General features: G+C 52.3%; 16 protein-coding genes. 2 read left to right on the top strand and 14 right to left on the bottom strand.

Annotated features, from left to right (window positions below):
• Nucleotides 1–64 precede the first annotated feature (64 nt).
• Nucleotides 65–7747: a Cna B-type domain-containing protein gene (locus FC18_RS04665; protein ID WP_056975591.1), complete on the bottom strand. Its 7683-nt coding sequence runs from the start codon at nt 7745–7747 to the stop codon at nt 65–67.
• Between the two features lie 690 nt (nt 7748–8437).
• On the opposite strand from FC18_RS04665, the gene FC18_RS04660 reads away from it, so the two are divergent.
• Nucleotides 8438–8644 carry an LBP_cg2779 family protein gene (locus FC18_RS04660; protein WP_054678790.1) on the top strand — a complete coding sequence of 69 codons (207 nt, stop codon included), beginning with the start codon at nt 8438–8440 and terminating at the stop codon, nt 8642–8644.
• 52 nt (nt 8645–8696) lie between these two features.
• Here FC18_RS04660 and FC18_RS04655 read toward each other — a convergent pair whose 3' ends face one another.
• From FC18_RS04655 to FC18_RS04590, 13 genes are all read right to left on the bottom strand, one after another.
• Nucleotides 8697–9338, bottom strand: a complete 642-nt coding sequence (locus FC18_RS04655; RefSeq protein WP_054678787.1) for an LVIS_2131 family protein — start codon at nt 9336–9338, stop codon at nt 8697–8699.
• Nucleotides 9339–9382: 44 nt separating this feature from the next.
• The gene (locus tag FC18_RS04650) at nt 9383–10756 is read right to left on the bottom strand and encodes an FAD-dependent oxidoreductase (RefSeq protein ID WP_056975589.1); all 1374 of its coding nucleotides are present in this window, start codon (nt 10754–10756) and stop codon (nt 9383–9385) included.
• A 255-nt stretch (nt 10757–11011) separates the two neighbouring features.
• On the bottom strand, nt 11012–11392 hold the full coding sequence (locus FC18_RS04640; RefSeq protein WP_054678781.1) for an LPXTG cell wall anchor domain-containing protein: 381 nt from the start codon (nt 11390–11392) through the stop codon (nt 11012–11014).
• A 24-nt stretch (nt 11393–11416) separates the two neighbouring features.
• Nucleotides 11417–12451, bottom strand: coding sequence for a WxLIP family cell surface protein (locus FC18_RS04635; RefSeq protein ID WP_056975587.1), 1035 nt, complete (start codon nt 12449–12451; stop codon nt 11417–11419).
• 91 nt (nt 12452–12542) lie between these two features.
• Complete coding sequence (locus FC18_RS04630) at nt 12543–13343, bottom strand: WxL domain-containing protein (protein WP_056975585.1); 801 nt, start codon at nt 13341–13343, stop codon at nt 12543–12545.
• A gap of 489 nt (nt 13344–13832) precedes the next feature.
• A complete protein-coding gene (locus tag FC18_RS04625; RefSeq protein ID WP_156660867.1) occupies nt 13833–16205 on the bottom strand; it encodes a phosphoketolase family protein in 2373 nt (790 codons plus the stop codon).
• 210 nt (nt 16206–16415) lie between these two features.
• Complete coding sequence (locus FC18_RS04620; protein ID WP_162260704.1) at nt 16416–19124, bottom strand: YhgE/Pip family protein; 2709 nt, start codon at nt 19122–19124, stop codon at nt 16416–16418.
• 268 nt (nt 19125–19392) lie between these two features.
• Complete coding sequence (locus tag FC18_RS04615) at nt 19393–20283, bottom strand: aminoglycoside 6-adenylyltransferase (protein WP_054678762.1); 891 nt, start codon at nt 20281–20283, stop codon at nt 19393–19395.
• A gap of 68 nt (nt 20284–20351) precedes the next feature.
• Complete coding sequence (locus FC18_RS04610; RefSeq protein WP_054678759.1) at nt 20352–20564, bottom strand: hypothetical protein; 213 nt, start codon at nt 20562–20564, stop codon at nt 20352–20354.
• Between the two features lie 61 nt (nt 20565–20625).
• Complete coding sequence (locus FC18_RS04605) at nt 20626–21906, bottom strand: replication-associated recombination protein A (protein ID WP_162207918.1); 1281 nt, start codon at nt 21904–21906, stop codon at nt 20626–20628.
• Nucleotides 21907–22009: 103 nt separating this feature from the next.
• Nucleotides 22010–22534: a GNAT family N-acetyltransferase gene (locus tag FC18_RS04600; RefSeq protein ID WP_054678752.1), complete on the bottom strand. Its 525-nt coding sequence runs from the start codon at nt 22532–22534 to the stop codon at nt 22010–22012.
• Between the two features lie 149 nt (nt 22535–22683).
• Complete coding sequence (locus FC18_RS04595; RefSeq protein WP_056975579.1) at nt 22684–24141, bottom strand: NCS2 family permease; 1458 nt, start codon at nt 24139–24141, stop codon at nt 22684–22686.
• A 258-nt stretch (nt 24142–24399) separates the two neighbouring features.
• The gene (locus tag FC18_RS04590; protein WP_056975577.1) at nt 24400–25233 is read right to left on the bottom strand and encodes an Rgg/GadR/MutR family transcriptional regulator; all 834 of its coding nucleotides are present in this window, start codon (nt 25231–25233) and stop codon (nt 24400–24402) included.
• A 188-nt stretch (nt 25234–25421) separates the two neighbouring features.
• Here FC18_RS04590 and FC18_RS04585 point away from each other — a divergent pair, with 188 nt between their 5' ends.
• Complete coding sequence (locus FC18_RS04585) at nt 25422–26147, top strand: hypothetical protein (protein ID WP_156300904.1); 726 nt, start codon at nt 25422–25424, stop codon at nt 26145–26147.
• Nucleotides 26148–26393 lie beyond the last annotated feature (246 nt).

Raw genomic sequence — 26393 nt, 5'->3', positions numbered from 1 at the left:
CATCCGCCGATAGTCCTACATACAAAAAACCATTTCGCCCGCAAAGACGAAATGGTTTTTTAGTTTAAGCCTTGAATTCTTCGCGCTTGCGCAGTGCAACTGCCAGCAGGGTCACGAGCATCCCCGCACCCAGCAGCGTCAGTACCCACTGATTATTAGCGTCACCAGTCTGGGGCAACCCACCAAATGTATCTGGCAGGTGGCCGCCGTTACCTGGCTGGCCAGGTGTGTGCGGCGTCTTCGGCTGGTTTGGTTTGTTTGGCTTATTCGGCTGGTTTGGCGTGTGCGGACCAGTTGGTGGCACATTGCCGAACGTGTTTGGCAATGGTGGGAACGGCAGGATGGTGTTCGTTAAGTCGTAACCATCCACGCTGCTCGTGTAACCATCAACCTCGTCTTCACTGATGGTGTAAACAATCTGCTTACCGTTAGCAAAGACAGGCAGGTTCGTGAAGCTGTACTGCCAGTTGTCATCGGCAGTGACTTCCTTTGTGGCAACGGTCTTCCCGTTTGCCAGCAGGTGCACCGTGATGCTCTCTGGCCGCATGCCGTACGTGTCGTCATCATCAAGCCACGTCTTGGTCCCGGCAACCGCCGTCACTTCTGGCGTGTGCGTGTTCGTCAAGTTGTCGCCATCGGTGGTCGTCGTGTACCCGGCAACCGCGTCTTCGGCAACCGTGTAGACAATCGCCTTGCCGTCATCGTACTTCGGCAGGTCGGTGAAGTTGTACTGCCAGTTGTCGGCCGCAGTGACCGTCTTGCTGGCAGCTTCAACGCCGTTCGCCAGCAGCCGCACCGTGATGCTCTCTGGCCGTTTGCCGTCCTGGTCGTTGTTGTCGTTCCAGGTCTTGGTACCCGCAATCGTCGTTGTTTCTGGCGTGTGCGTGTTGGTGAGGTCATACCCGCTGACGGACTTGGTGTAGCCCGCAACCGCATTTTCATCAACCGTGTAGCTGATTGCTTTGCCGTCTGCGTACTTCGGTAAGCTGGTGAAATTGTACTGCCAGTTCGTGGCCGCCGAAACGGTGCGGGTCTGTACGGCCTTACCGTTCGCCAGCAGGGTGACGGTGATGCTATCCGGCCGCATGCCATCCTGGTTAGCCGCGTCGTTCCACGTCTTGGTCCCCGTAACGGCGACCAGATCTGGGGTGTGCGTGTTCGTCAGGTTGGTGCCGTTCACGCTCTTGGCGTAACCAGCAACATCACTTTCATCGATGCTGTAGTTGATCTGCTTGCCGTTTGCGTACTGTGGCAGGTTCGTGAAGCTGTACTGCCAGTTATCACTGGCAGATACTTGCTTGCTCTGTACTTTCTGGCCGTTAGCGAGCAGGTAAACGGTGATGCTGCCCGGGCGCTTGCCGTCCTGGTTGTTGGCGTCGTTCCACGTCTTGGTCCCCGTCACCTTGGTCGTTGCCGGCTGGTGCGTGTTGGTCAGGTCGTAGCCAGAAATCTTCTTGCTGTAGCCGGCCACACTAGCTTCATCGATTGTGTAGACAATCTTCTTGCCGTGGTCGTTCTTCGGCAGGCCGGTGAAGTTGTAGCGCCAGTCGTCCTTGGCCGTCACGGTCTTGCTCTGAACCTGCTTACCGTTAGCCAGCAGGTTCACGGTGATGCTGCTTGGCCGCTTGCCGTCCTGGTCGTTCGCGTCGTTCCAGACCTTGTAGCCTTCAACCTGTGTTTCTTCAGGCCGGTAGCTGTTGGTCAGGTCGGTGCCCTTGATGGTCTTGATGTAGCCGGCTGGGCTGTCTTCATCGATGGTGTAGTTAATCTTCACGCCATCTTTGTACTCGTCCAGGTTGGTGAAGCTGTACTGCCAGTTGTCGCTGGCGGTAACCTTCTTGCTCTGCACCTGCTTGCCATCAGCGAACAGGTTCACGGTGATGCTGCTTGGCCGCTTGCCGTCCTGGTCGTCCGCGTCATCCCAGGTCTTGTGCCCAGAAATCTCGGTCGTGGCCGGGGTGTGACTGTTGGTCAAGTCAGTCCCATTGATGTTTGTCTTGTAACCATCGACCTTAGCTTCGGCGATGGTGTAATTGATTTCCTTGCCATCTTCATACTGCGGCAGGTCAGTGAAGCTGTACTTCCAGTTGTCTGCCTGCGTCACGGTCTGGTGTTTGAATTCCTGCCCGTTCTTCAGCAGCTCAACGTCGATGCTTGTTGGGCGAATACCGTCTTGGTTGTTGGCGTCGTCCCAAGTCTTCGTCCCCGTAACCTGCGTGGTGGCAGGCGTGTGGGTGTTGATCAGGTCGTCGCCGGAAACCTGCTTATCGTAGCCAGCAACGTCATCTTCATCGATTGTATAAGCAATCTGCTGCCCGTCGTTGTAGACTGGCAAGTTATCGAAGCTGTACTGCCACTTGTCGGCGGCAGTCACCTTCTTGGACTTAACTTCAGTGCCGTTAGCGAGCAGCTTAACGGTGATACTGCTTGGCCGCTTGCCGTCTTGGTTGTTGGCGTCTTTCCAGGTCTTGGTGCCGGACACCTGCGTCGTTTCTGGGGTGTAGGTGTTGGTGAGGTTGTATCCCTGAATTGAGGTGGTGTAACCAGGCACCGGAACTTCCTCGATGGTGTACGTGATTGGGTGGCCGTTCGCATTCTTCGGCAAGCCGGTGAAGTTGTACTGCCAGTTGTTAGCCTTTGTCACGGTCTGGCTTTTAATCTTCACACCATCGGCAATCAGGTTAACGGTGATGCTTGTTGGCCGCTTACCATCCTGGTCGTTACCGTCATTCCAAAACTTGTTCCCTTCAACCTGCGTTTCTGCGGGTTTGTAGGCATTAGTGATGTCGTGATCTTTAATAGTCTTGATATAACCGGCTGGCGCATCTTCATCAACGGAGTAGTCAATCTTCTGCCCGTTTTTGAATTCATCCAGATTAGTAAAGCTGTATTGCCAGTTGTTTGCGGCAGTAACTTGCTGCGACTGTACCTTGTCCCCATTTGCGAGGAGGTAAACGGTGATGCTGTCTGGACGGTTACCATCTTGGTTATTCCCGTCATCCCAGGTTTTACTTCCGGAAAATTCGGTCTTCGCTGGTGTGTAACTGTTGGTCAAGTCGTAACCATTAACTGTCGTTTCATAGCCAGCAACCTTTGTTTCGCTGATGGTGTAGTTAATCTCCTTACCATTTTCGTACTTAGGTAAATCGGTGAAACTGTACTGCCAGTTATCTTTTGCGGTAACTGTCTTTTTATCAATTTCCTTATCATTCTTCAGGAGGTGTACTTCAATACTTGCGGGACGCTTGCCGTCCTGATTGTCGTTGTCATCCCAGGTCTTCTTACCTTCAACATTGGTTGTTTCAGGCGTGTGGGTGTTGGTCAGGTCAAAGCCGGTCGTCTTGCTGGTATAACCATCAACGTCGCCTTCACTAACTGTGTACACAATTTCTTTGCCGTTTGCATATTTAGGCTGATCAGTGAAAGTGTACTTCCAGTCATCGGCCTTCGATACCTGCTTGCTAGCAACTTGCTTGCCATCTGCAAGCAAGTTAACCGTAATCTCGGCTGGACGCTTGCCGTCCTGGTCGTCCTTGTCGTCCCAGGTCTTGGTACCCGATATCGTCGTGACATCAGGCGTGTGGGTGTTGGTCAAGTCAAAGTTGGTCGTCTTGCTGGTATATCCGTCAACAGTATCTTCACCAATTGTATAAGCAATCTTCTGCCCGTCCTTGTAGACTGGCAGGTTGTCGAAGCTGTACTGCCACTTGTCGGCGGCAGTCACCTTCTTGGACTTAACTTCAGTGCCGTTAGCGAGCAGCTTAACGGTGATGCTGGTAGGACGAGCGCCGTCCTGGTTGTCATTGTCGTCCCAGGTCTTGGTACCAGAGACTTCGGTAGTTTCCGGCGTACGCGAGTTCGTGATGTTGTAGCCATCAACTTTGCTAGTGTAACCAGCTACTTCAGCTTCTTTAACGGTATAGGTAATTGGATTGCCATCTTTATCGGCTGTTGGCTGCTTACCAAAATCGTACTTCCAGTTGCCATCCTTATCTGGCGTCACGTCCTTGCTGAACAGTAGGGTCCCATTGGCAAGTAGGTTTACAGTAATGCTGCTTGGCCGTAAACCTTCTTTGTTATTCGCATCGTCCCACGTCTTGGTCCCGGAAATATCGGTTATGTTTGGCGTGTTCGTAATGTTGTTTTGGTCATCATACGCAGCCGTGTAATGTTCTACCGGCTCTTCCTCGACTGTGTACGTAATATCGTTGCCATCGCTGTCCTGTGTTGGCAAATCAGTGAACTCATACTGCCAGTTATCCTGAGCAGTAACGGTCTTGGTATCAACAACCTTGTCGTTGTTATCAAGCAAATCTACGGTAATGCTACCTGGCCGCAAACCATATTCGTCATTATTGTCAGCCCAGGTCTTTTGGCCTTTAAGCGTTGTTGTTGCAATCTTAGGATCCTTAACGGTAACCGTGTTTTCCGACGCATCCGCACCCGGCACAACGGTAACCGTCTGCGGTGCCACCTTCTGATAGCCAGCAGGCGCCTTGTTCTCAACCAACTTGAATTTACCTGGGTCAAGGTCAAGGTTTTCGAAGTCAGCCCGTCCGTTTTCGTCAGTTGTCTTGGTCGCAATGGAGTGACCCTCGCTATCAAACAATTCGAACTCTGCGTCTTTAAGTGCCTCGCCATCAGGACCTGTCTTAACGATGTGCAGACTGCCTAACTCACCACTACCATTCGCATCGCCATCTTTCAGGTCGACACTCTCAATCTGGCCATTTACATCACCAGTCGTGTAGTTCCCGGTCAGTTTAGCCGTGTTCGTTGGCGTGTAACCACCAGCCAGCGCTTCAGCAGCAGTATACCGCAATGTGGTCGTGTACGTTATGGTAACAGCCTGACTAACTTTTCCGTTAAAGGTCAACGTGAAACCTTGCTGATGCTTATCAACGCTGTACGTTGGAGTCGCAATATCAGTATCCTGTTGCGTTGGCGCATCATCTAAGGATACCCGCTTCAATTCAGTACCGTCAGCAAGCTTAACCGTGAATTCATCCGGGTAGTCACTAGGTGAAACGTCATCAGTAAGGCCAAGTTCAGTATTATCAAAAATGACGTTAGAACCAAACGTGTCGGTTACCGTGTTGTTCTTTAAAACAAAGTCTCCTGGTGCTGGGTGCACAGTAACGGTGTATTTTGCGTGCGTGGCGGTCTTGGTCTGTGCACCAGAAACCTGCGCGCCAGCGTCATTTAAGAGAATACCAGACTTGTCCAACATATCCTGATCAGTAAAGAGGTTCTCGTCTTGATAGTCACTAACTGTCCCATAACGCGAGTCTTCATAATAAGCGGTGTTGGTAACTTGGTGCATAATGTCGCTGGTCTCATTACCATCATTGGTTAGCTTGGTGGTGTATACAATGTCGTAGTTTTGATTATCGGAAGGATCAAATCCGGTAATCATGATGGCACCATTTTTGATATTGTCTTTCGTTGGTAATTGATGCCGGTCATTCGATGGCACAAACTTACTCAACACATCGTCTGGTACAGTCTTAACGTACGAGATTTTAACGTCAACGTCTTTATTATTGCCATCACGCACCGTGATGGCGCCATTAACGTCACCATCAGGCTGAACTGAATTGCCATCTTTGTCCAACAAACTCCAACCAACTGGTAACGGGTCGAGAAGCACGCCATCGCTGGCCAGTAACTTATGCTCGCCGTTGAAGTTAATGTGCCATTTAATCGTCCCGTCAGTCTTGTTGAACCCACCGTCAGTGTATTTGTTCATCCCAAATCCGGAGATGCCTGCTGGTGGCACATCGTTCTTGTCGCCATTACCACTATCACTAGTAAAGCTGGAACTATTCTTCTGATCATCCTTTTTGGTCTGAACCGTCTTGTACTGAACCGTGACTGTACTATTCGCGTTGTTATCGCTCTTAGCGGTCCAGTCTTTCAAGTCGAGCGTGAACCCATGGTCACCCTCAGCCTTCGTCAGCGTGTAGTCCGATGAACTAAGTGTTTGCGCGTCGCCGTCGCCATTTTCGTCAGCCGTCACAACGAACTTGTGATTATCATCGATTAGTAGCGTCAGGCCATCCGTCATGGTGTCAGTAATGACCAGGTTCTTAACGTTCGCGTGTTCAGGATTAACAACGATTTGCCAGTTATTAACTAGCCGCTGATCAGAACCGTTTAGTTCATATGCAGAAGCCTTACCGTTCTTGTCAATCGTTGGCTTAGGCGTTTCTCCAGGGTTGTTCTGCCCCTGGCCGTTACCATTGTTGTTCCCGTCACCAGGATTGTCGGGGGTACTTGGCTCGGCTGGTGGCACAGTTACCTTTTGTCCACCCCAACTAATGTCGTTGGTGTTCTTATCGAAAGTAGCCTTGTCGTAGTTGGCCGCATCGTAGCCTTCCTTAGGCTTGGTGTAGTAAACCATGTTGATGTTCTTAGCATCATTCTTGTTTGCGGTAATTGTGTACTTGTTACCATCCTGACTGACAGTCCAGTCATCACCGGCAAGCTTCTTCACCTGGTCGTCAGAAAGTTCACTCTGACCGTCTTGATTATAAAGTGTCTGGCCGTTGCCCAGCGTGTCAGTAATCGTCGTGCCAGCAGTAATCTGGCCGTCGCCTTGCTTGTTCAGGTCAACGTGCCATTCAATCAAACCAGTCTGTTTATTGAAGGAAGCACTAGTCTTTTGCAAGCTAGCCTTGAACCCAGGAGTTGCCGTATCAGTTTCTGTATCTGGTTCGTTGCCGTTATTGTTTAATACAGCGCTGTTCGTTGTAGAAGTGGCATTGCCCCCATTGATGACATTTCCGCTGGTTTCAGTTTTTAAGCCATCAAGGTCAACCGTGGTTGTGTATTCCACCTTAAATTGATCGTTAGTATCTTGCTTAACAGCAAAGTGGACAACTTTATTGCCGTCCTTATCATCAATCGATTTTTTGTACAGCAGTCCTTCGTTGGCAGAATCCTCTGCGAATGAGCCATCTGGCTGCAGCTTGTACGCCGTAATTTTAAGGTCACTAATATCACTGACACCCTTTGGCAGTGTATCAGCTAAGTCAGCTGCTTTGTCGTTGTTTTCACCGACAAGCTTGTTCGCATTACTGTTTAAAGTGATGGTCCAGGCAACGTCAGCCTTAGTACCATCGCTGTTGTACGTGATGCTGCCGTGACTCTTGCTTAAATCCGTCCCGTTTTCCACTTCAACGGGTGGGAATTTTTTATCGTCATTAGCGACGAAAGGAATATCACTAGCGGTGTTGTCCGCACCGTCAGCCCGGACTGCAATCCCGTGCATCGTGATGTTCCCAGAAACATTACCGATTGTCAGCTTATGAAAGACCATGATGGCCGTGTCTGAGCCGTCGAATTCAACCGTCCCGAGAGATTGGTGATTTTTGGAATCAGTAATGTCGAGGTTGTGCATACCACTGGCGTCAAAGTTGGCCGGCAACTTAAATTTAAAGTAGTCGCCTTCCTGGATACTTTTACGCACAGATTCAGGCAGTGACCATGTATACTGCAGTCCAATCGCCTGACCCACCTTAACGCTAGAATCGGGGTCAGTGATTGCAGAATCAAGGATTGTCTTCGACCCGTCTGCCGCGGTCTTCAAATCCTCATTACCGTCAATGGTTGTGATGTCACGATTTAACGCAATATCCGTCGGCTCCGCCATAACCGTCTGCACCCCAGTCGCGAAGTACTGGAAAAACGGCAGCAGAATGACTACGAGCATCACCGGGTTGAACCATTTCGTGATTTGCTTCATGTTGGTTTTCCTCCAAAAAATACCAACATACACTCCGTAATCAGCACCGGCACGATGGTGTTCCATCCGCGCTCGATCTTCGCCCCCCAGTAAGGACCAAGTTGCCGGCACTTGTCTTAAATCGGCTGATTAATTACACATTTCCCGTGAAGAAAATGTATAAATTTGCAAGCAGTACCAATAACATTAACGTCACACAAATCGCTTGCGGCTTGTTATTGTCTGTTTGCGCAAATTATTGCCAATGTAACGGGGTTAACTATAGTAAAGGCGGCTATACAAATCAACATAAATTATAAAATTAGTTTTTTGTTCCTGCAGAAAAAACACGCGTCCAGCGTGGTACAATAAGCATTTTTTGGACCCAATTATAACCACGTAAATGGTAGTACACTAGCTGTAGTAAGTGGCCTATACCACCCCCAAGATATTGTTTGTGATTTTCGCAAAATCGCTCTGTGGCGTAATTAAATTGTAATTTGAATAACCAATCATATTATTTTAAAAGAATATCCTTTTGCCGATTTTCACCCAACTTAATAACAGACCAATCACCATTCACCGCACCAATTCATCGCCACCACAAAAAATCCGCCGCGATGGTTTTTCCGCGCCGAATTTTCTAGTATAATTAACGTAATCAATAGTGCGTGTTTGCTTGCAACGTGCTTATCAATGGAGGATATCATTTTGAGTCAGTATGATCAGTTAAGTGAAATCGCACACGCAATCGTCGAGTTCCAGCGGAAGAACAACCTGACGGACGCCGAAATGGCGCTGAACAGCCACGTGTCCGTGGAACACATCCACAACATCAAGGCCATGAAAGAAACCGCGGACGCCGAAGTTCTTGGCAGTCTGGAAGCTTACATGGCACACAAGCCAACTGGTAAGTAAGCTGCAAACCAAAAATCGCCCCGAGCTGCATGCTCAGGGCGATTTTTTTAGTTTAGTTACTCAATGGTTGCACATTAATCAATGAATCGTTCGGAATCCGGATGATGGTGAAGGAACCTGCAGCCTTGCCGGCGTGCATCCCCAGTCCGTTCAAGAACGTGTCCTTGTACTTGGCGCTGATGGTCGCGGCATAGGCGTGGTCACTCGTCTTGTCCAGCTTCTTCAGTTCCTTCAGCTGTTTCTTGCTCCACGGGTACGAAGCCGCACGCATTGGCAGGTAGGATGCATCTGAATTAATGATGGCGTTGTGGCTGCTGACCTGAATCTTCGAGCCTTCAGACCAGTACGTGTACCGCTTGCTTGGGGTGTTGCTGCTAGTCCCCTGCACAATCACGTAGTACGCCTGATCCTCGTCCGTCTGCATCACGAGTGGCCCGTATTCATGCTTGACCGTCACCTGGTCCGTGGCCGTGTAGTCAACGGGCCGCATCCAGGCCGCGTAGAAGAGACCGTAACCAACGACGAAGAAAATAAGCACTTCAACAATATCAATCACGACGGTCGCGCCCGTGCGCTTCTTGCCGTGCACCACAATGTTCTTGATGTGGCGATTACGAATGTTGACGCAGATGAACACTAGGTAGAGTACTAGTAAAATCCACGCGCCAATCCCAATTAAGTTCCACGTATTCATATTTTCTCCGTTCTGTTCATTGAGGACATCGCTGCCCCGCCAAGCTACTTATCGAACAGGCGGTGCCGCGAGGATTTCTCCTGGTTCACGGCTGCCTGACCGAGGAGGTTCAAATAGTTCCACGGCTGATCGTAGTTGGGGTTGAAGAGCATGTCGACATACGCCAAATCATCAATCGTGTTGCCATTTTGAATCATCGTTGATATTAGGTTAGCACACATCGACACGTCTTTGCGACTGTAGAATTGTGCGCCCAAGATTTTGCGATTATCTCGATTGTACACCAGGACCATGTTCAATTGTTCATTAGTCGGCATGAAATCGGGGCGGTAGTTCTGGGTCAGGCGCACCGAAGCGGCGTGGGGGAAACTCACCGCGGCTTTGGCGGCCGTCAGCCCGGTGCTCGCCAGCGTTTTACCAAAGAGTGCGAGGGCGCTAGTGGCCTGGGTGCCCATGTACTTGACCGAGCCGTATTCCGCAACGTTCGCCCCCGCAATCTTACCCATGCGCACGGCGTTAGTGGCCAGGGGTGCGTACACGTGCCGGTTGGTGGGGTTGTAGTGGACGGCCGCCGAGTCGCCGGCAGCGAAGATGTCTGGGTTGCTCGTTTGCATGTAGTCGTTCACCATAATCGCGTTCTGGTCGGTGAGGTCCACGAGCCCCTGCACGAGCTCGGTCATGGGCGAGAAACCCACACAGACAATGGCCATGTCCGCCTGCAATTCGCCCTGGTTGGTGGTGATGTAGACCCCGCCATCACCCTCTTCGAAGCCCTCGACAATCTCGTTATCGTGCAGTTCCACGCCGTTAGCAACCAGGTCATCATGGATCAATCCCGCTAGTTCAGGATCCACGTAATGTCCCAGCAGCTGCTTGCGCCCATTAATGAGCACGACCTCAAAGCCGCGACGGCTGAGGGCCTCGGAAATTTCGGTCCCGATATAGCCGCCCCCGACCACCGCAATCTTGCGGGCATTGAGTGCTGCTTTTTCGATGGCCATGGCGTCATCGTAGTTCTTGCACAAGAATACCCGCGGCGTGTTGACCCCTTGAATCGGTGGCACCACGGGGTACGACCCGGTCGTCATGATGATGCGGTCGTAAGGTTCGCTGCGCATCTGCCCGCCGACCAGGTCCTGCACCTCCACCACTTTTTCCTCAGTGTCGATGCGCACAACGTCGTGCTGCAGGTACACGTGTACGTTCGGCCCCAGCGCCTCGAGGTCGGCTGCCGTCGCGTAAAAAACCTTCTGCAGCGAATCGACCACCCCCTCGAGGTAGAGGTAGATGCCACAAGATAGGAAAGAAATATCGTTGCGCCGCTCAAAGACGGCCACCTCCGCCAAGGGGTCCCGCGCAACTAGCTCCTGCACCGCCGCGGTTCCGGCGTGCGTACAACCGATGATTACAGTTTTCATAGACTTATCCTCATCCGGTGCGCAAACACGTCGCACCGCTCAACTATTCCATTCTTATTATGCCATTTTCGCCGGCAATCACAAAATAAGTTGTCCAGCGCGGTAGCCATAATTAAAACGCTAAAAAGCCGTATGTGCATATTTTTCCTGCACCCACCCCTGGCCATTTTAACGTTCATTGCCCGAATCCCCTGATACTGCCTAAACTGGAAAAATGCCACGGCGCAGCGCGCCCGTGGCATTAGCCCATTATCCTCATTGAACCTGCTTGCGTCTTGCAATCATCACCGTTCCGGTCAGCAGCAACATGATGATGCCCAGCGCCGTAACTAACGGATTGTGCTCATTGCCGGTTTGCGGCAAATGGTGCATCGTCGTCACGGTGTTCTTCACGTAAACCCGCTTGTACGTCCCCGCTTTGGTGCCGGGCAGCGCGTCTGCGTAGCGTACCTCGTTGTTATCTGGCTTGTTGCCACTCCCTGCCGCGGGGGTTGTGCCCGTATCTGGCAGGTCGCGCTTCTCACCGACAACCTCAACTTGCGCCGTGGAATCGGTCGCGTGCACCACGGTTTTCACCAGCGCGCCCGTGAACAGGAGAACCACAGCTATGGTGATGCAAATGCGCCAGTGTTTCATAGTTCCCCCTACCTTTCGCCTAGGCTAGTTCTCGTCATCGTCCTTCTTTCGCCGCTTGAGCAGCAGAATCAAGAGCAAAATAATTAATAATAGTAGCAGTACCCCTACTGCAATCAATACCCAAACCCACCATGGCCACGAGTGATCAAGTTTAACCCCCGCCGCCTTATTAATCTTTTCGGCGTCCGCCGCCAAAATCGTGAAGTTCTTCTTGAAGTGCCAGCGCCGACTGCCCGAGACCGCCAGCAAGTCCAGCGCGTAATCCCCGGGTTCCAACCCGACGTCCGGGAAAATCCCGAAGGCAAAGTGCGAAGTTGGCGCCATCGCGTAGTTGTGCACCTTGCGAATGAAGAGCGTCTTCTTCTGGTCGCGCCAGCTAACCTTCGCTGTAATGTCCATTTGGCCGAAATACGTCGGTGTCGGGTTCTGCAGCGTGGCGAGCACCGCGGGCTTGTTACTTTGCAGCCCGCCCTGGACACTCATCAGCTTCACTTCCGGCCGCACGTCACTCTGTGCGGTCTTGGTCGTCTGCAGTTGCACGCCGACAACCAGGGCGAACCGGTTGTTGATCTTCATGCCGGACCCTTCCGTCTGCCGCGTAGTGCGGTCGAGAACGTAGATGCCGCCCAGAATGACCCCGGTCAGCGGCTGCTTCGGCACGTGCACCGTCATCGTGACCGCTTCGACCTTGCCGACCGGAATCGTCACGTTGATTGGGTCACTAGTCAGATCCTTCAGGTAGTGTTTCGCGGACGGGTCAGTTTCCTTGTTTGGCTTGTAGCCAATCTCACCGTTCGTCTGCGTGAATGCGTTCGTCGCACTCACCCGCAGCTTTTTCACTACTTTTGAAGTGTTAGCGATATTCACGGTCAGCTTCTGCGTGCTGCCCGGCTTGACCAGCAAGTTGAAGTAACTGCTGACGGTACCGATTTGATTATCTGGAATTACCGGAGCGACGGTGTAACCAGCACCGTTACTAGCACTAGCCTGGTGCATGCCGCTGAAGCCCAGCCCCAGCAGCACGGCGGTTAGCGCCAGCCACAATTTGCGTTTCATCATTAGAACACCCTCTCGTTCATGTCACGGTTTGAAGCAAAAACGGCCGGTATTTCCCCCACCGACCGTCTTTGCGTTGCTGTTTAGATGTTAGTTAGTTGCCGGTGCCAGTTGGGTCGGTAGTTGCTGCACCTTCACCTGCAGCTGCTGGTGTTGCAGTGCTAGACAGGGTCCACTTGATGGTAGCCTGGTAAACGCCCTTCTTTGCAGCAGCGTTTGCGTCTAAGTTCAATGTAGAAGCTGACAGGTCAGCGATGGTCATGCCGGCTCCTTGGTTAGCTGGTGCAACCCACAAATCCTGATCAGTATCATCAGTTGGCAGGTTCACGCCGCTCTCCAGGGTTTTGTACCCGGCACCCAGGAATGTCGCATCGGACGCCCCGACGTCACCTATGCCAACATTGGTGTTCTTGAGGTCGATGCTCCCGGTCAAACTGTTAGCGTCAGAAGTGAATTTTGACAGTGATGCTTTCAGTGTCCAGCCGGCCCCGGTTCCCCGGTAGTCGGACACGGTCAGGTGTGCGTTGCCGTTGTCGTGCGCACCATTTGCGACTTTAGTGTCAACGTACTTGATGTCGTTCTGTGCGGTAATCAAGTCACCAGCCTTAACCTGACCAAAGTTCAAGTCAGGCACAGTAACCAGCTGTAAGAGGTCCTCACCTTTTGCATTCGTATCTGGCAGGTCAGGCAGATCCGTAATTGGTTCACCCGTGTTCGGGTTGGTTGGTGTCCCACCTTCCAGAACTTCAATTTGGGCAGTGGAGTTAATTGGCGTTGCAGAGTATGGCTTTGCAGTCGATGTTGCTGCAAACACACCTGCTGCAGGAGCCAGCGCCATCAAAACCGTAGCTGCAATGCTCGCGAAACCGTAAACGAGTTTGTTATTCTTAATCATGATAAAACCCTCCATATTTTTGGCATTCGGATTGCGGTAGCCCCTCTGGTAACCGCTCCTTCCTTACAATGTTATTATCTGGTTAATGACCATGCTTTTTGCGTTAGATTTCATAAACTAATTTTTTATTTTTCGCACACGACGGTATATTTGCCGAAATATTTATGGTAACGATAAATCAGTCCTGAAAAGCCGCAATATTTGTACCCACTAATCGCGTAAAAATCGCCGCCAGTGCGCGTCGTTAAAGCATTGAACTAATTCCACAAGTAAATTGCACGTCCGCAACAACAAAAGCCAACGTCAATTTACACTAAACTTTGTACTAACATTTTATAAGTATATTCATGATTAGTTGGGTTTGATAATTTTATCAATTATCACCACCGGCACATCGGCGATTACCAAAATCACAGCCATAACTGCACCAAAAAAGCGGGCCACCCAATCACAATGATTGAATGGCCCGCCAGTAACATTATTCAGTTGTTATTTAACATCCGTCCAGTGCCAGTCGCGCACTTCAGGGATGTCATCCCCGTTCTCGCGAATGTAGTCGTGGTGATACTGCAACTTGTTGTCCATTTCCTGAATGAACGCACCGGCCTTCTCCGCGTAACCCGGTACGGACATGATGGCGTCCTTCGCCAGGTGGAAACGGTCGAGGCTGTTGAGCACACGCATGTCGAATGGCGTGGTGATGTCCCCTTCTTCACGGTAACCGTGGACAGAGAGCTTGCGGTTAGCACGTGGGAACCAGATGTCGCGGATCAGTCCTTCGTAGCCGTGGAAGGCGAAGATGACGGGCTTGTCCGTGGTGAAGTAACGGTTGAATTCCGCTTCGCTCAGACCACGGGGGTCAACTTCTGGCGCCCGCAGCTTGAGCAGGTCAACCACGTTGATGAAGCGAATCTTGAGTTCAGGGAAGGCATCATGGAGCAGGTCGATTGCGGCCAAGCTTTCCATGTTCGGTTCCGTGCCGGCAGCGACCATGACCACGTCGGGTTCGGCGTTGTCGTCGGTACTTGCCCAATCGATGCGCGCCAGACCCTGGTTCGCGAGCACGGTTGCTTCATCAATCGTGTAGAACTGTTGCCGGGGCTGCTTGGAAGCAATCAGAATGTTGACCGTCTGCTCACTACTGAAGAGCAGTGGTGAAACCGCCAGCATGGTGTTGGCATCGGCCGGTAGGTATTCGCGGACGAATTCCGGCGTCTTCTCCGCCACGTGGGTCAGAATCCCTGGGTCCTGGTGCGTGTACCCGTTGTGATCCTGCTGGAAACTGGTGGAGGTGGACACGATGTTAAGTGATGGGTAGTGCTTGCGCCATGGCTGCTCGCTGGCTTCCTTGATCCACTTGAAGTGCTGGGTAATCATGGAATCCACGACGCGCAGGAAGGCTTCGTAACTAGTGAACAGACCGTGGCGGCCCGTCAGCGTGTAGCCTTCGTTGAAACCTTCGCTCTGGTGTTCAGACAACTGGGAGTCGATAATCCGGCCAGCAGGAGCGAGCTTCTCGTCCGTGTAGTCGTTGATTGGTTCGAGCCATTGCCGTGGGGACGCCTTGAAGATGTCGTACAGCCGGTTACTCATGGTTTCGTCGGGGCCGAAAATCCGGAAGTTGTCCGGGTTGAGCTTGATGAGTTCAGCCAGGTATGCGGACCAAATAATCATGTCCTGCTTCGTATCCTTGCCGTGCACCGTGTTGTCCAGTGCAAACTTGCGGTAGTCTGGCAGCACAAGCGGCTTGGGGTCAAGCCCGCCGTTCGTGATTGGGTTGCTGGACATCCGCTTGTCCTTAGCTGGCACCAGTGCCTGGAGGTCAGGCACCAGGTGACCATCGGCGTCAAACTGCTGCTCTGGGTGGTAGGACTTGAGCCAGTCAGTCAGGTTGTCTGCGTGCTGCATGTCAGCCGCGTCAACGGGGATTGGAATCTGGTGCGCACGGAAGCTGCCTTCGATTGGCACATTGTTCCATTCCTTTGGCCCAGTCCAGCCCTTTGGTGACCGGAAGACAATCACGGGCCACTTAGGCTGCGTGGTATCGCCGGTTTCGCGGGCGTGCTTCTGGATGCTGCGGATGCTCTCGATGGCCCCGTCCATTGCGGCGGCAAGTTCAGGGTTCAGCTTGTCGGCATCGTCACCTTCAACGAAGATTGGTGCCCAGCCAGCCCCTTCCAAGTACTTGCGCACGTCAGAATCACTCTTGCGGGCAAGAATTGTGGGGTTGGAAATCTTGAAGCCATTCATGTGGATGATTGGCAGCACAGCCCCGTCGTTGATTGGGTTGATGAACGTTCCACTGAACCAGCTAGCTGCCAGTGGACCCGTTTCGGTTTCACCGTCCCCGATGACCGTTGCGGCAATCACGTCCGGGTTGTCGAGAATCGTCCCGACCGCGTGGCTGAGTGCGTAACCAAGTTCCCCACCTTCGTGCAGGGAGCCTGGCGTCTGGGCGCTCGCGTGGCTAGCCACCCCACCTGGGAAGCTGAACTGCTTGAACAGGCGCTTCATGCCGACCTTGTCCTGACTGATGTTAGGGTAAATTTCGGAATAGTGGCCGTCCAAATAGGCGTTGGACACCATCACCTGGCCACCGTGACCGGGACCCTCGATGTAGAACATGTTCAGGTCGTACTTGTTGATCACCCGGTTCAGGTGGGTGTAGATGAAGTTCTGCCCGGAAATCGTGCCCCAGTGGCCGATTGGGTGGGCCTTAACGTCCTCCTTGGTCAGCGGACGTTCCAGCAACGGGTTGTCCTTCAAGTACAGCTGACCGACAGACAGGTAGTTTGCGGCTTCCCAGTAACGCTTCATGCGGGCAAAGTACTCTGGTGTGCTGTAATCAGTAGTATTCGTCATGTACAAAACCTCCATTAGTCCTAGTAATAGTCGGGACTGTGATATTGCGCTAAAAATGAGCGCTTTCAGTGATACATACAGTATACAACAAATCGCCCGCGCTTTTGGTTGCAGTCTGCACGGAATGTCCGGGGAAAAGTGGCCGCTCGCCATTTTCCCGGCCAACGCAAAAACGCGCCCGGACTCCGGACGCGCATCGCGTTACTTCTATTACTTAGTTGGTTCAATGTCGAGCTTGGCCATCAGGTACTTGATTGCCGGGAACATCAGCGCGATGCTGACAAGGCCGATGACAATCAGAATAATGACACTTTCAGCCACGGTGGCGGAAGCAATCCCACTGGTAATCGCGTTGCGGAAACCGTTGATTGCGTACGTCATTGGCAGGAACTTCTGGAAGGTCTCGTACAGTGGGCTGATGGTTTCAGCTGGGAAGAGACCACCGGAACCACTCATCGTGAGCAGGCCGAGGGCAATGAAGATCCCGACGCCGCCGAACGCGAGGTTCAGCATCTGGGTCAGGTACATTGCCGACAGCGCGAACAGGATGGTCATCCCGTAGAACTGGGCCAAATGGTCGATTGGCAAACCAATAACCAGCATCAGCGTTGCTTCAATCAGAGCCATTGCGAGGGCCACCAGGGTCCCAACCGCAATCTTCGCCTTGAACCATTCAGCAACGGACTTGTAACCATCGTGCCGGCGCATTGGGTAGGTGAAGTTGAAGATGATGATGGCGATGAACAGCGCCAGAGCCAGAACGTAAGGTGCCAGTGCGGCCCCGTAGTTCGGCACGGTCGTCATCCGCTTCTGGACGTCCTTACTTGGTTCCGCGAACATCTTGGCAGTTGCCTTGGTCAGCTTAACGTTGTTGACCTGCTTGTAACCGTCAGTCAGACCATCGGCAAGCTTCTTGGAACCGTCCTTGAGCTGGCTGGTCCCATCGGTCAGCGCGCCGGAGTTGTCGGTGAGCTGGGTGGTCCCGTCGCTCAGCTGGTTCACCCCGTCGATGAGGGCGGGTACCTTGCTGTTGAGCTGGTTGAGGCCATCAGAGAGCTGGCCAGCACCGGTGTCAACCTGTTTTGAACCATCTGCGAGCTTGTTGACCCCGGAAGCCAGTGTTGGCACCTGACCATTAAGCTGGTCAAGACCATTGCTGAGCTGACCGGAACCGTTGAGCAGTTGGGTCACACCACTTGAAAGCTTAGGTGCCTTGACGTTCAGGCTGTTCAAGCCGTCAGTCAGCTGCTGCACACCAGATGCGAGTGTCCCCCGCTGTTGGTAGACCTTCTTGAGGCCAGCCTTCAGCTGATTACTCCCGTCGACAAGCTTTGCAACACCCTCGTCAAAGCCAAGGGTTTCTGGATCCTTAGCCTTTGCTGCGGCACTTGGGTTGAGCTGGACATTCATCGTTGACAGACCATCGGCAAATTGGCCAACCGCGGTCTGCAAACCATTAGGATCACCAGTTTCTGGATCGGTTTCATCTGTATCCATGTTGTATACGACCAGGTTCAAGACAGACATTGCCGAAATCTTGGACATTGCGCCCAGCGGGTTCTTAGCATCGTCGTTCGTGAGGGTCTTGCCGTTATCCAAAACGGTACCCATCTTGTCTTGTGCAGCCGTAACCTTTTTCCAGGCCGCTTCAACAGCCGCCTTCTGATCAGGGTCAGTAATGCCGGCAACTGCGGATTCCATGGCCTTATCGGCAGTTGCCTGGTTGGACTTCGCTGCCGAAACGTTAGACTTGAGCAAGCCAGTCGCAAGCTTCAGGGCACTAACCTGGTCATTAACCTTCTTTTGCAAGGTCAACATCTTGTTTGTGATGTATTCAGTACCCTTTGCCAGCCCGTACTTGGTTGGGTCAGCGCTGTTGTTATCGCCCAGTGTCTGCGTCTGGAACTGCTTCAGCCCCGTCTGCAACTGGCCAACGCCGTCGTAAAGTTGCTCAACGGCACTAACCAAAGATGGGTCGCTGCCGTTGCCAAAGTTAACGCTCTGGTTAAGCTGGTTCATGCCGTCAGTTAACTTCTGGACCCCGCCAGTCAAATCGCTATCGCCCGTCCCGTTAACCTGATTGTTAATGTCGGACAAACCACCCTTAATCTGGTGACTACCATCGTCGAGCTTGTTCACCCCGGTGCTCAGTGCCGGAATGTTGCCCTGCAACTGACCCAGGCCGTTTGCGACTTGGCTAGTCCCATCTTTCAGCTGGTTCCCGCCGTCTGCGAGCTGCTTGACCCCAGAGCTAAGTGGGGAAGCCGCAACCTTCATCGTCTGGATCCCGTTGTGGACCTTGGAAACGCCGACCGTGTACTGGTTCACCCCGTTGTCCAGGGTCACGGTCCCGTCGCTGATTTGGGTCGCACCAGTTGCGGCGGTCCCAATCTGCTTGCCGATGTTGCCGACCTGTTCAAACAGGGTGCTGGCGAAGGCGTTGGTGACGTTCGCCCGAATCTGGGCGTTCAACTTGTCGGCGCCGACCTGACTCATGACTTCACTGATGTAGTTCAAAGAGCCGTTCGTCTTGTAGGTAAGCTTCATCTGCTTCGGATGCAGGTTCAGCACCGTTGCGGCATTCTTCGAGAAGTTTTCGGGAATCGTCACAACCGTGTAGTACTTGTTGTCCTTGAGCCCCTTAGCCGCTTCCTGCGCGCTCACGATGTGCCAGCCCAGCTGGTTATCCTTGCGCAATTTGGCTACGGTCTGAGCCCCAACATTAACCAGTTTGCCTTGCAGGTGCGTCGGCTTGTCGTGGTTCACGACAGCAATCGGCACCTTCCCCGTGTTGCCGTATGGATCCCAGGCAGACGTCAGGAAACAAAATGAATAAACAAATGGAATAAGAACAATCGCCACAATGAGTAACATAATCGACTTACTGTGGAAGATGTTGGAGAATTCCTTCTTAATCACGAGCAGTTTCAACTCCTTCTTCAGTCGCTGCGCGTTACAGCTGTAACGCACAAGTTCGCATAAATTTGCAAATCACCGCGGTCAAACACTGCCGGTAAAAATCGGCAAATGCTTTACGGCCGGGCTTTGTGTTCCAGGCACTAGCAAATTTTAACTTCCTTCATGCGTGATAGTTTACAGTTTATGCGTCCATTTGCATACGATACTGGTGTAACGCAAAGGAGCAGTGCGGACGAAAATCCGCACTGCTCCTAGTTTCACTCGTGTTCTAATTCAGTTCGAGGTTCTGCGCGTCCGGCGCCAAAGTCCGAATCGCCGTCACGTACTGCCGGCTACCCGCTTCTTCGACAGCCGCGTATTCGAAGCCGAGGCGGTACGCAACCTCACCAGCGACGGCACTGAACAAGTCCGCCATCGTCGTCAGCGCCGTCCACGCTGCTTCGGTGTCACCAAGCGCATACGTTTGCTGCAAACTCTGCCACTGCACATCAGGTAGCAACTGGGCCAGCTGCTTGTGCTCCTTGCCCGTGCTGATGGCCCAATCGTGCTCGCTGCCAACCAGCCAATCGCACATATCCAGCAAGTAAGGGCGCAACACGTCATTAATCATCGCGTTCGCATACAGCAATTCGCCGCGCCACAAACCCTTGGCCGCGTACGGCAGCACCCACCAGAAATCATTGGTGTGGTGGTAAAACAACGCTGACGTCGGCTTCTGCACCCAGTGATTCCGGTCGCTCGTCGGCGGCAACGCGGGCAAAATACCATCCTTATCCAGCAGCGGCACGGTCTGACCATCCTGACCGTACGTCCGTGCACAAACTGCCACCGGCTCGAGGTGCAGGTCAATCCGGTTGCCATCCGTGAAAACGCTCATGATGGTGTACCCATTTTGCTGCGGATCATTGGCCTGACCCACCGCAGTGTCGAGGGCATCTGGTTCTTGGTGCAGCAACGGCGTGCCGAATGCCGCATACCACGTGCGGTCCGCCAACATCCCCGTGATGTCGGTAGTTACGTACACGATGTCGAAGTCCTGAAAGAGGTCATGCTTGGCGTTCGGATTCGCCCGCGACCCATTCATATACACGGCCCGTACGCGCGCATCGGCCTGGGCTACCTGCATAATCAGCTGCATCATCGTTTCTTGACTGCGCATAATTTTCCTCCAAAAAAGCCGCAAAGAATTGCCTCAGGGGCACCTTCACGGCTTACCGACATCTTTAATTACCGCACACGCTTAGGCCGAACCGTCTGCCCCGCCGCGCGCATCTGGGGACGCGGACGACCGGGACGCGGCACTGCCTGACTCAGCGTTGGTGCTGGAACATCAGCGGGCGCCTGCTTCTCCCCCGGTGCAACGACGATATGGGTCTTGGAAATCAGGGCCCCCAGCGCAACGCCGGCCGCAAATGCGAACAATGTTTTCTTCTTGGACATTAGATTTTCCCCGCTCTCTTCTAGTTGCCTGTATTGTAACAAACTCGGGGCCAGAATCACACTACTTGCTGCCCGGCTTCGGGTCGTGCTGCCGGTGCCACTGGCGAATCTGTTCCAACCGCTGCGCCCAGCGGACCTCACTGCCCTGACTGGTTGGGTGGTAGTACTGCTTGCCCACCAAGTTGTCCGGCATCGTCTGCATGGTCGTCAGCTTGTCCGGTGCATCCTGAGCGTACTGGTAATCCTTACCGTAGCCCTCTTCCTGCATCAACTTGGTGACGCCGTTGCGAATCTGGAGCGGTACGGGTTCAGCCAGCATGTTGACCGCATCCGCCTTGGCCGCGTTGTAGGCGTCATAGACCGACGCACTCTTCGGCGCCAGTGCCAGGTATGCCGTCGCGTGGGCCAGGTTCACGGAACACTCGGGCATGCCGAGGAACTGGCTGGCCTGAAACGCAGCCACGGCAATTTCCAATGCCCGCGAATCCGCCAAGCCGACGTCCTCACTGGCGAACTGCACCAGCCGGCGCGCCACGTACAGCGGGTCCTCGCCCGCCTCTAACATCCGGGAAAGCCAGTACAATGCGGCGTCCACATCAGAGTTACGCATTGATTTGTGCAGCGCCGAGATTAGGTTGTAGTGCTCCTCGCCGTGCTTGTCGTACATCAGCGCTTTTTTGCCCATGATTTGCTGCAAATCGTCGCTGGAAACGGTGGTCACGCCATCGACTACCTGGCCGTTCGTCACCGCCATCTCCAGCGTGTTCAGCGCCGTGCGGGCATCCCCGTTCGCGTACACCGCAATCTTGTGCAGCAGGTCGTCATCAGCCTGCACCTTGAAGTCCCCGAACCCGCGCGGATCGGTTAACGCACGCTTTTGCAAGCCGACCAGGTCGTCCTCGCTCAGGGCGTGCAGCACAAATACCCGCAACCGGGACAAGAGCGCCGAGTTAATCTCGAAGCTCGGGTTCTCAGTCGTCGCACCAATGAGGATGATGCTACCGCGCTCAACGTACGGCAAAAAGGCGTCCTGCTGCGCCTTGTTGAACCGGTGGATTTCGTCGACGAACACAATCGTCTTGTGCCCGCCCGCCTTGTTCAGTTCGGCCTCACGCATCACCTGACGGATTTCCTTGATGCCGCTAGTGACGGCGGAGAAGTTCACGAACTGGGCCTGCGTCTGGCTGGCAATCAGCTGGGCGAGCGTCGTCTTGCCGACACCAGGTGGGCCCCAGAAAATCATCGAGGTAATCTGGTCGCGCTCAATCAGGTTGAACAGCACCCGGCCCGGCGCGATGAGGTTCTGTTGACCGGCAAAATCCGCCAGCGTCTGCGGCCGCATTCGGGCCGCGAGTGGCTGGTATCCGGCGTTTTCTTCCTTGGGCTGTTCATCATCGAATAATGACCCTTGTTCCACGCTCACCGTCTCCTTTCACCGACTAATGCTAAAAATGGTACTCCGGCAGCGCCAAGATGTCCGCTGCATTCAGCACCAGTGAGCCGTCCTTTTGCTGCGAAAAATGGTTGGCCAGGTACAGCTCGCGGTCGGCTGCACGCACAATCTGGCCCGCCTGCAACTTGGTCAAGCCGAGTTCGTGCACCGCAAACCCGAGCATCCGCGGCAACACTTCCGTCAGCACCGCACTATCTGTTTCCGGCAATGTCGCCATCCGCACCGTCGCGCACTTGCCATCGGTGGTGAAACCGAACAGGCCGAACGTGCCGACCAGTTCGTCACTCTGGCGGTCACGAATCCCGTAGAGCAGCGCCTTGTTCCCCATCACGAGCGCCATCGCCCGGTTGATGAAGTGCGCCGTGTCGCCAATCGTCTTGTCGACCGGTCGTGCCTGCGCCTGTGCAATCTCCAGGTTCTGCCGCATCGTGAGCACGTCCTTGGCCTTGAACAGCGTCAGCCAGTCCATCGTGTAGTGGACCGACATAATTGGGTGATATTTTTCAAAAATCGCCATTGTGGGCGCCTCCCTTGCATACTTCGCTAGCTTAATTTTACCACAGGCGCACAGGTGTTCCCGGGCGCAAATGGGGGAAAGCGTCCGGTAGTACAGAAAAAGGCCAGCACTTCATCAGCGCTGGCCCGCATTAAAAGGTAATATTCAATTTACAGTATCGCCAAAATCACAAAGTTCAAAATAAACCCAATCGTCGCCACGGCCAATACCGGGTGGATTTCCTTAATCTTCCCCTGCACAATCTTGATCAGGCAGTAGAAGATGAAGCCGGCCGCAATCCCGTACGAGATGTTGTAGATGAGCCCCATGACGATGGACGCCATGAATGCGGGAATGGCTTCGGCGAGGTCGTTCCAATTGATTTCCTTGAACGAGCTGACCATCATGACCCCGACCATCAGGAGTGCGGGCGCAGTTGCCTGCGTTGGCACGATGCTGATGATTGGCGCGAAGACGGCGGAAATCAGGAACAGAATGGAGACGGTCACGGCGGTTAGCCCCGTGCGGCCACCGGCACCAATCCCGGCGGCACTTTCAACGTACGTCGTGGTGTTAGACGTCCCGAAGATGGCCCCGATGGAGGTCGCGATGGAATCGGCGAACAGTGCCTTGTCCAGCCGGGTGGAGAAGCCAGTGCTGGTCTCGAGTTTCTTCATGTCGTCGTCGGAGAAAATCCCGGTGCGACGGCCGGTCCCGATGAACGTACCCAGCGTGTCGAAGGTGTCGGAGAAACAGAACGCGAAGATGGTCATCAGCGACAGGATGATGTTGTGGCCGCCGGTGAACAGCGTGCCCATCCCGTGGGGGCCGAACGCAGCGCCGAACGTGGTGCCCAGCTGTGCGAACGAGTTAGCTAGCGAGTTGGAGGCAGAGAAGCTCAGGTCGGTGACGCCCATGGGAATCCCAATCAGGGTGGTCAGAACAATCCCGATAATCACGGCACCAGGCACCTTCTTGATCAACAAGATGACCATGATGACAACCCCGATGAGGGCGAGCAATGCGCCGGAGTTCGCGAAGTTCGTCAGCGCGGGCACGATGCCGCCACCGGTAACAACGCCGGTGACCCCACCCTTGAAGTGCGTGGTGCCGATGTTGTAAGCCGCGTTGTTGATGCTCAAGATGTCGGAAGAATCGGACGTGAACTGGAGGAAGCCGGCGTTCTTCAGTCCAATGTAGCCGACGAACACCCCAATCCCCCCGCCAATTGCGTGCTGGAGGGCTTCCGGAATCGCCACGATGATCAGCTTCCGGATCTTGGTGATGGTGATGAAGATGTTGAACAGCCCGCAGATGAACACGAGGGCGAGGGCCTGCTGCCAGGTGTAACCCAGCGCGAAGACCACGGTGTAGGTGAAGAAGGCGTTCAGCCCCATCCCCGGTGCCAGCGCGTAAGGGACGTTCGCGAACAGTCCCATGACCGCGGTCCCGATGGCGCTGGCCACGATGGTTGCGAGAAAGACTGCTTGGGAAGGCATCCCAGCGAGGGAGAGAATCTGAGGGTTAACGAACAGAATGTATGACATTGCGAAGAAAGTAGTGAAGCCGGCCATAATTTCGCGGCCAGTTGTGGTATTGTTCGCCTTTAGCTTGAAAAAGTTATCCATGACGCGCTCCTATTGGTTTGATAGGACTAGTTTACTAACCTTTTAGGTACATTTCAAGCATAAAGTTAAGCTTTTATTCGGATAGACACGAACGTTAGCTGCTCAATCACGACAAATGCCCGTCTATCAAGGATGCGTCACCGCAATAATTTCTTAAAAAGATTATTGTCCGTTTGCAGCCATGAAAAAAGAGCCACCACCCGTCACCAGGAAGTGGCTAATCAATGTGCATTAGATATTCACTGTATTCTACGAGATTTACTGCACATCACTGACAAGTTGATACCACTTTTGGTTATCAAAAAAACGAATTACAGCGAGCAATTGCGTTCTTTCCGCCTCATCCGTTTTGTTCGAGCTGTACGACTTTTGCAAAAAAGAAAACACCCTGCTCGCCAAAAGTGTCCTGTAATCCGAACTCTTTCGCGCAACGGCCTGTAACTCAGCCAAAAAAATATCCAATTCTACTTTAGCCTTACGTTCATACATAAGTTGAGTTCCGTTTACCAAAAAAGCCAACAAATCAGCTGAATAACTTGCGCTATCTGAATAAACACGCATTAACTTAATCGACTCGTGAAATTGAAAAGCGATATATTCACTTTCAAACATGAACATGCAATTACTAAACAGAACAAGTTCAAAGCGGCCCCAAACATCTACCGCGTCTAGGTATCGTTTAACTTTTTTGGCAATGCCTTTTGCTGTATTACTCCTCAGTTGTTCAGTGTTTAGATTACTCAACAAATAGTACTGTGCATACAAACTATAATAGTAAAAATCATTTGTGGATGCGTATTTTTCAAGTAGTTCATTAGATAGTTCTGAGGAATAGCTGGTATTAAACGCCTCTTTTACCTTCCTTGAAATGATTCTTTTTTCGCTTATGTTACCATCGTGGAACTGGTACTCATACTCTTCCAGCGTAATATTCATTTTTTCACAAAACGCAAAACAACTTTCAAACGACATTTTACTGCCATCAGTCTCAAAGGTAGATAGTGCATTTCGGCTGCAAACTCCACTTGTAAGCTCAGTTTGTGACAAGCCCCGCTCATGGCGCAACTTTCTAATTAGTTCATTGTGTCTCATACTTGTGAACTCCTTATGTCGGGTTACTTGGCAAAGAATATTTTGCCTAAAAGTTATGATAGCATTATCAATAGTAGTTCACAAAATAAAAGAGGTGAAATTATATTGAATCAACTATCTGATTTAGATTGGTGGCCCCTTGGTCTGATGTAGTCTTCATGCACATTACCACAATTTTGGAGGAACGAATGATGATTAAAAATTTTCGGGAAAAATTTATCTATTTATTTCTAACGGTGCTTTTAGTAGCCACCTATGCAAGTCCGACGTATTACGCCTTAGCTACCTCAAACACCGAATCCACAGATGTAGCACAGTCTGAAACTATCACGGTAAATGGTTACAAAATTGAAAAAACAACTACAGATACTACAATGTCGCTTTCGATGAACAGTGACGGTTATCATGTACGGGTTAATAACGACTACACGCTGAAACAAATAACCACTTCAATTACCGATAGTTCAGGGAAAATGGTAGTTAATCAAACTGCATCAACCGCTCCGCTTAACGGTATTTCATTAGGTGATCTTGCAAGAATCGGGTCAAAGGTTCATCTTGCCGCTGATTCACGGTATTGGTATCAGGTTGATGGAAACTACATCCGCATTGGCTGCATCGCCAAGTACAAAGTAAAGAACACAAACAGTCATGTTAAAGCATACCGGAGTGCAATCCAGTCGAGTAACTCCTATATCGCAGGGACCGGAATTTCAGCAACCTCTCTTGCTATCGTATGTGGAATCGTTGGGGCAGCTACAGCACTAGTTCCTCCAGTTGCGGTGGCTGGTTTGATTGTTGGTGCAGTCACTGTTGGTAGTGGCACCGCAACCAAGTTATACAAAGGTGTCGCAAAGGCTAACGTTGCTAAAGAGGAGTACGATATGGCCAAGATTGCCGGAAAGAAATACTAATGAATTCACGTCACTCCCCCAAACCCTCCGAACTTTTCTGGACAGCGTTCAGTCTTGTAATCGGAATTCAATTATTAATTCCAATAAACGAATCAGTAACTAATTTTGGATTTAACATAATTGCAAGCACCCTAATTATATGTGGATATTACCGCGAATACATCAGAAGAAAGCACTCGACTAAAAAATAGTGGAACTATGTCAAACGGTGTTGAATAGTAAATTTATCATTTGGAGTTCGTCCTT

Source organism: Lacticaseibacillus sharpeae JCM 1186 = DSM 20505, assembly GCF_001436225.1.
In the GTDB taxonomy this organism is placed as follows: Bacteria; Bacillota; Bacilli; order Lactobacillales; family Lactobacillaceae; genus Lacticaseibacillus; species Lacticaseibacillus sharpeae.
The sequence above is the reverse complement of the archived record's forward strand: the minus strand, read 5'-3'. Positions and strand labels throughout refer to the sequence as shown.

What these genes read in the sequence shown, in the direction of transcription:
- FC18_RS04600 (WP_054678752.1), bottom strand. Translation starts at nt 22,534, where the DNA reads ATGGCGATTTTTGAAAAATATCACCCAATTATGTCGGTCCACTACACG.
- FC18_RS04655 (WP_054678787.1), bottom strand. Translation starts at nt 9,338, where the DNA reads ATGAATACGTGGAACTTAATTGGGATTGGCGCGTGGATTTTACTAGTA.
- FC18_RS04595 (WP_056975579.1), bottom strand. Translation starts at nt 24,141, where the DNA reads ATGGATAACTTTTTCAAGCTAAAGGCGAACAATACCACAACTGGCCGC.
- FC18_RS04615 (WP_054678762.1), bottom strand. Translation starts at nt 20,283, where the DNA reads ATGCGCAGTCAAGAAACGATGATGCAGCTGATTATGCAGGTAGCCCAG.
- FC18_RS04665 (WP_056975591.1), bottom strand. Translation starts at nt 7,747, where the DNA reads ATGAAGCAAATCACGAAATGGTTCAACCCGGTGATGCTCGTAGTCATT.
- FC18_RS04585 (WP_156300904.1), top strand. Translation starts at nt 25,422, where the DNA reads ATGATGATTAAAAATTTTCGGGAAAAATTTATCTATTTATTTCTAACG.
- FC18_RS04635 (WP_056975587.1), bottom strand. Translation starts at nt 12,451, where the DNA reads ATGATGAAACGCAAATTGTGGCTGGCGCTAACCGCCGTGCTGCTGGGG.
- FC18_RS04650 (WP_056975589.1), bottom strand. Translation starts at nt 10,756, where the DNA reads ATGAAAACTGTAATCATCGGTTGTACGCACGCCGGAACCGCGGCGGTG.
- FC18_RS04625 (WP_156660867.1), bottom strand. Translation starts at nt 16,205, where the DNA reads ATGACGAATACTACTGATTACAGCACACCAGAGTACTTTGCCCGCATG.
- FC18_RS04630 (WP_056975585.1), bottom strand. Translation starts at nt 13,343, where the DNA reads ATGATTAAGAATAACAAACTCGTTTACGGTTTCGCGAGCATTGCAGCT.
- FC18_RS04590 (WP_056975577.1), bottom strand. Translation starts at nt 25,233, where the DNA reads ATGAGACACAATGAACTAATTAGAAAGTTGCGCCATGAGCGGGGCTTG.
- FC18_RS04610 (WP_054678759.1), bottom strand. Translation starts at nt 20,564, where the DNA reads ATGTCCAAGAAGAAAACATTGTTCGCATTTGCGGCCGGCGTTGCGCTG.
- FC18_RS04640 (WP_054678781.1), bottom strand. Translation starts at nt 11,392, where the DNA reads ATGAAACACTGGCGCATTTGCATCACCATAGCTGTGGTTCTCCTGTTC.
- FC18_RS04605 (WP_162207918.1), bottom strand. Translation starts at nt 21,906, where the DNA reads ATGCGGCCGCAGACGCTGGCGGATTTTGCCGGTCAACAGAACCTCATC.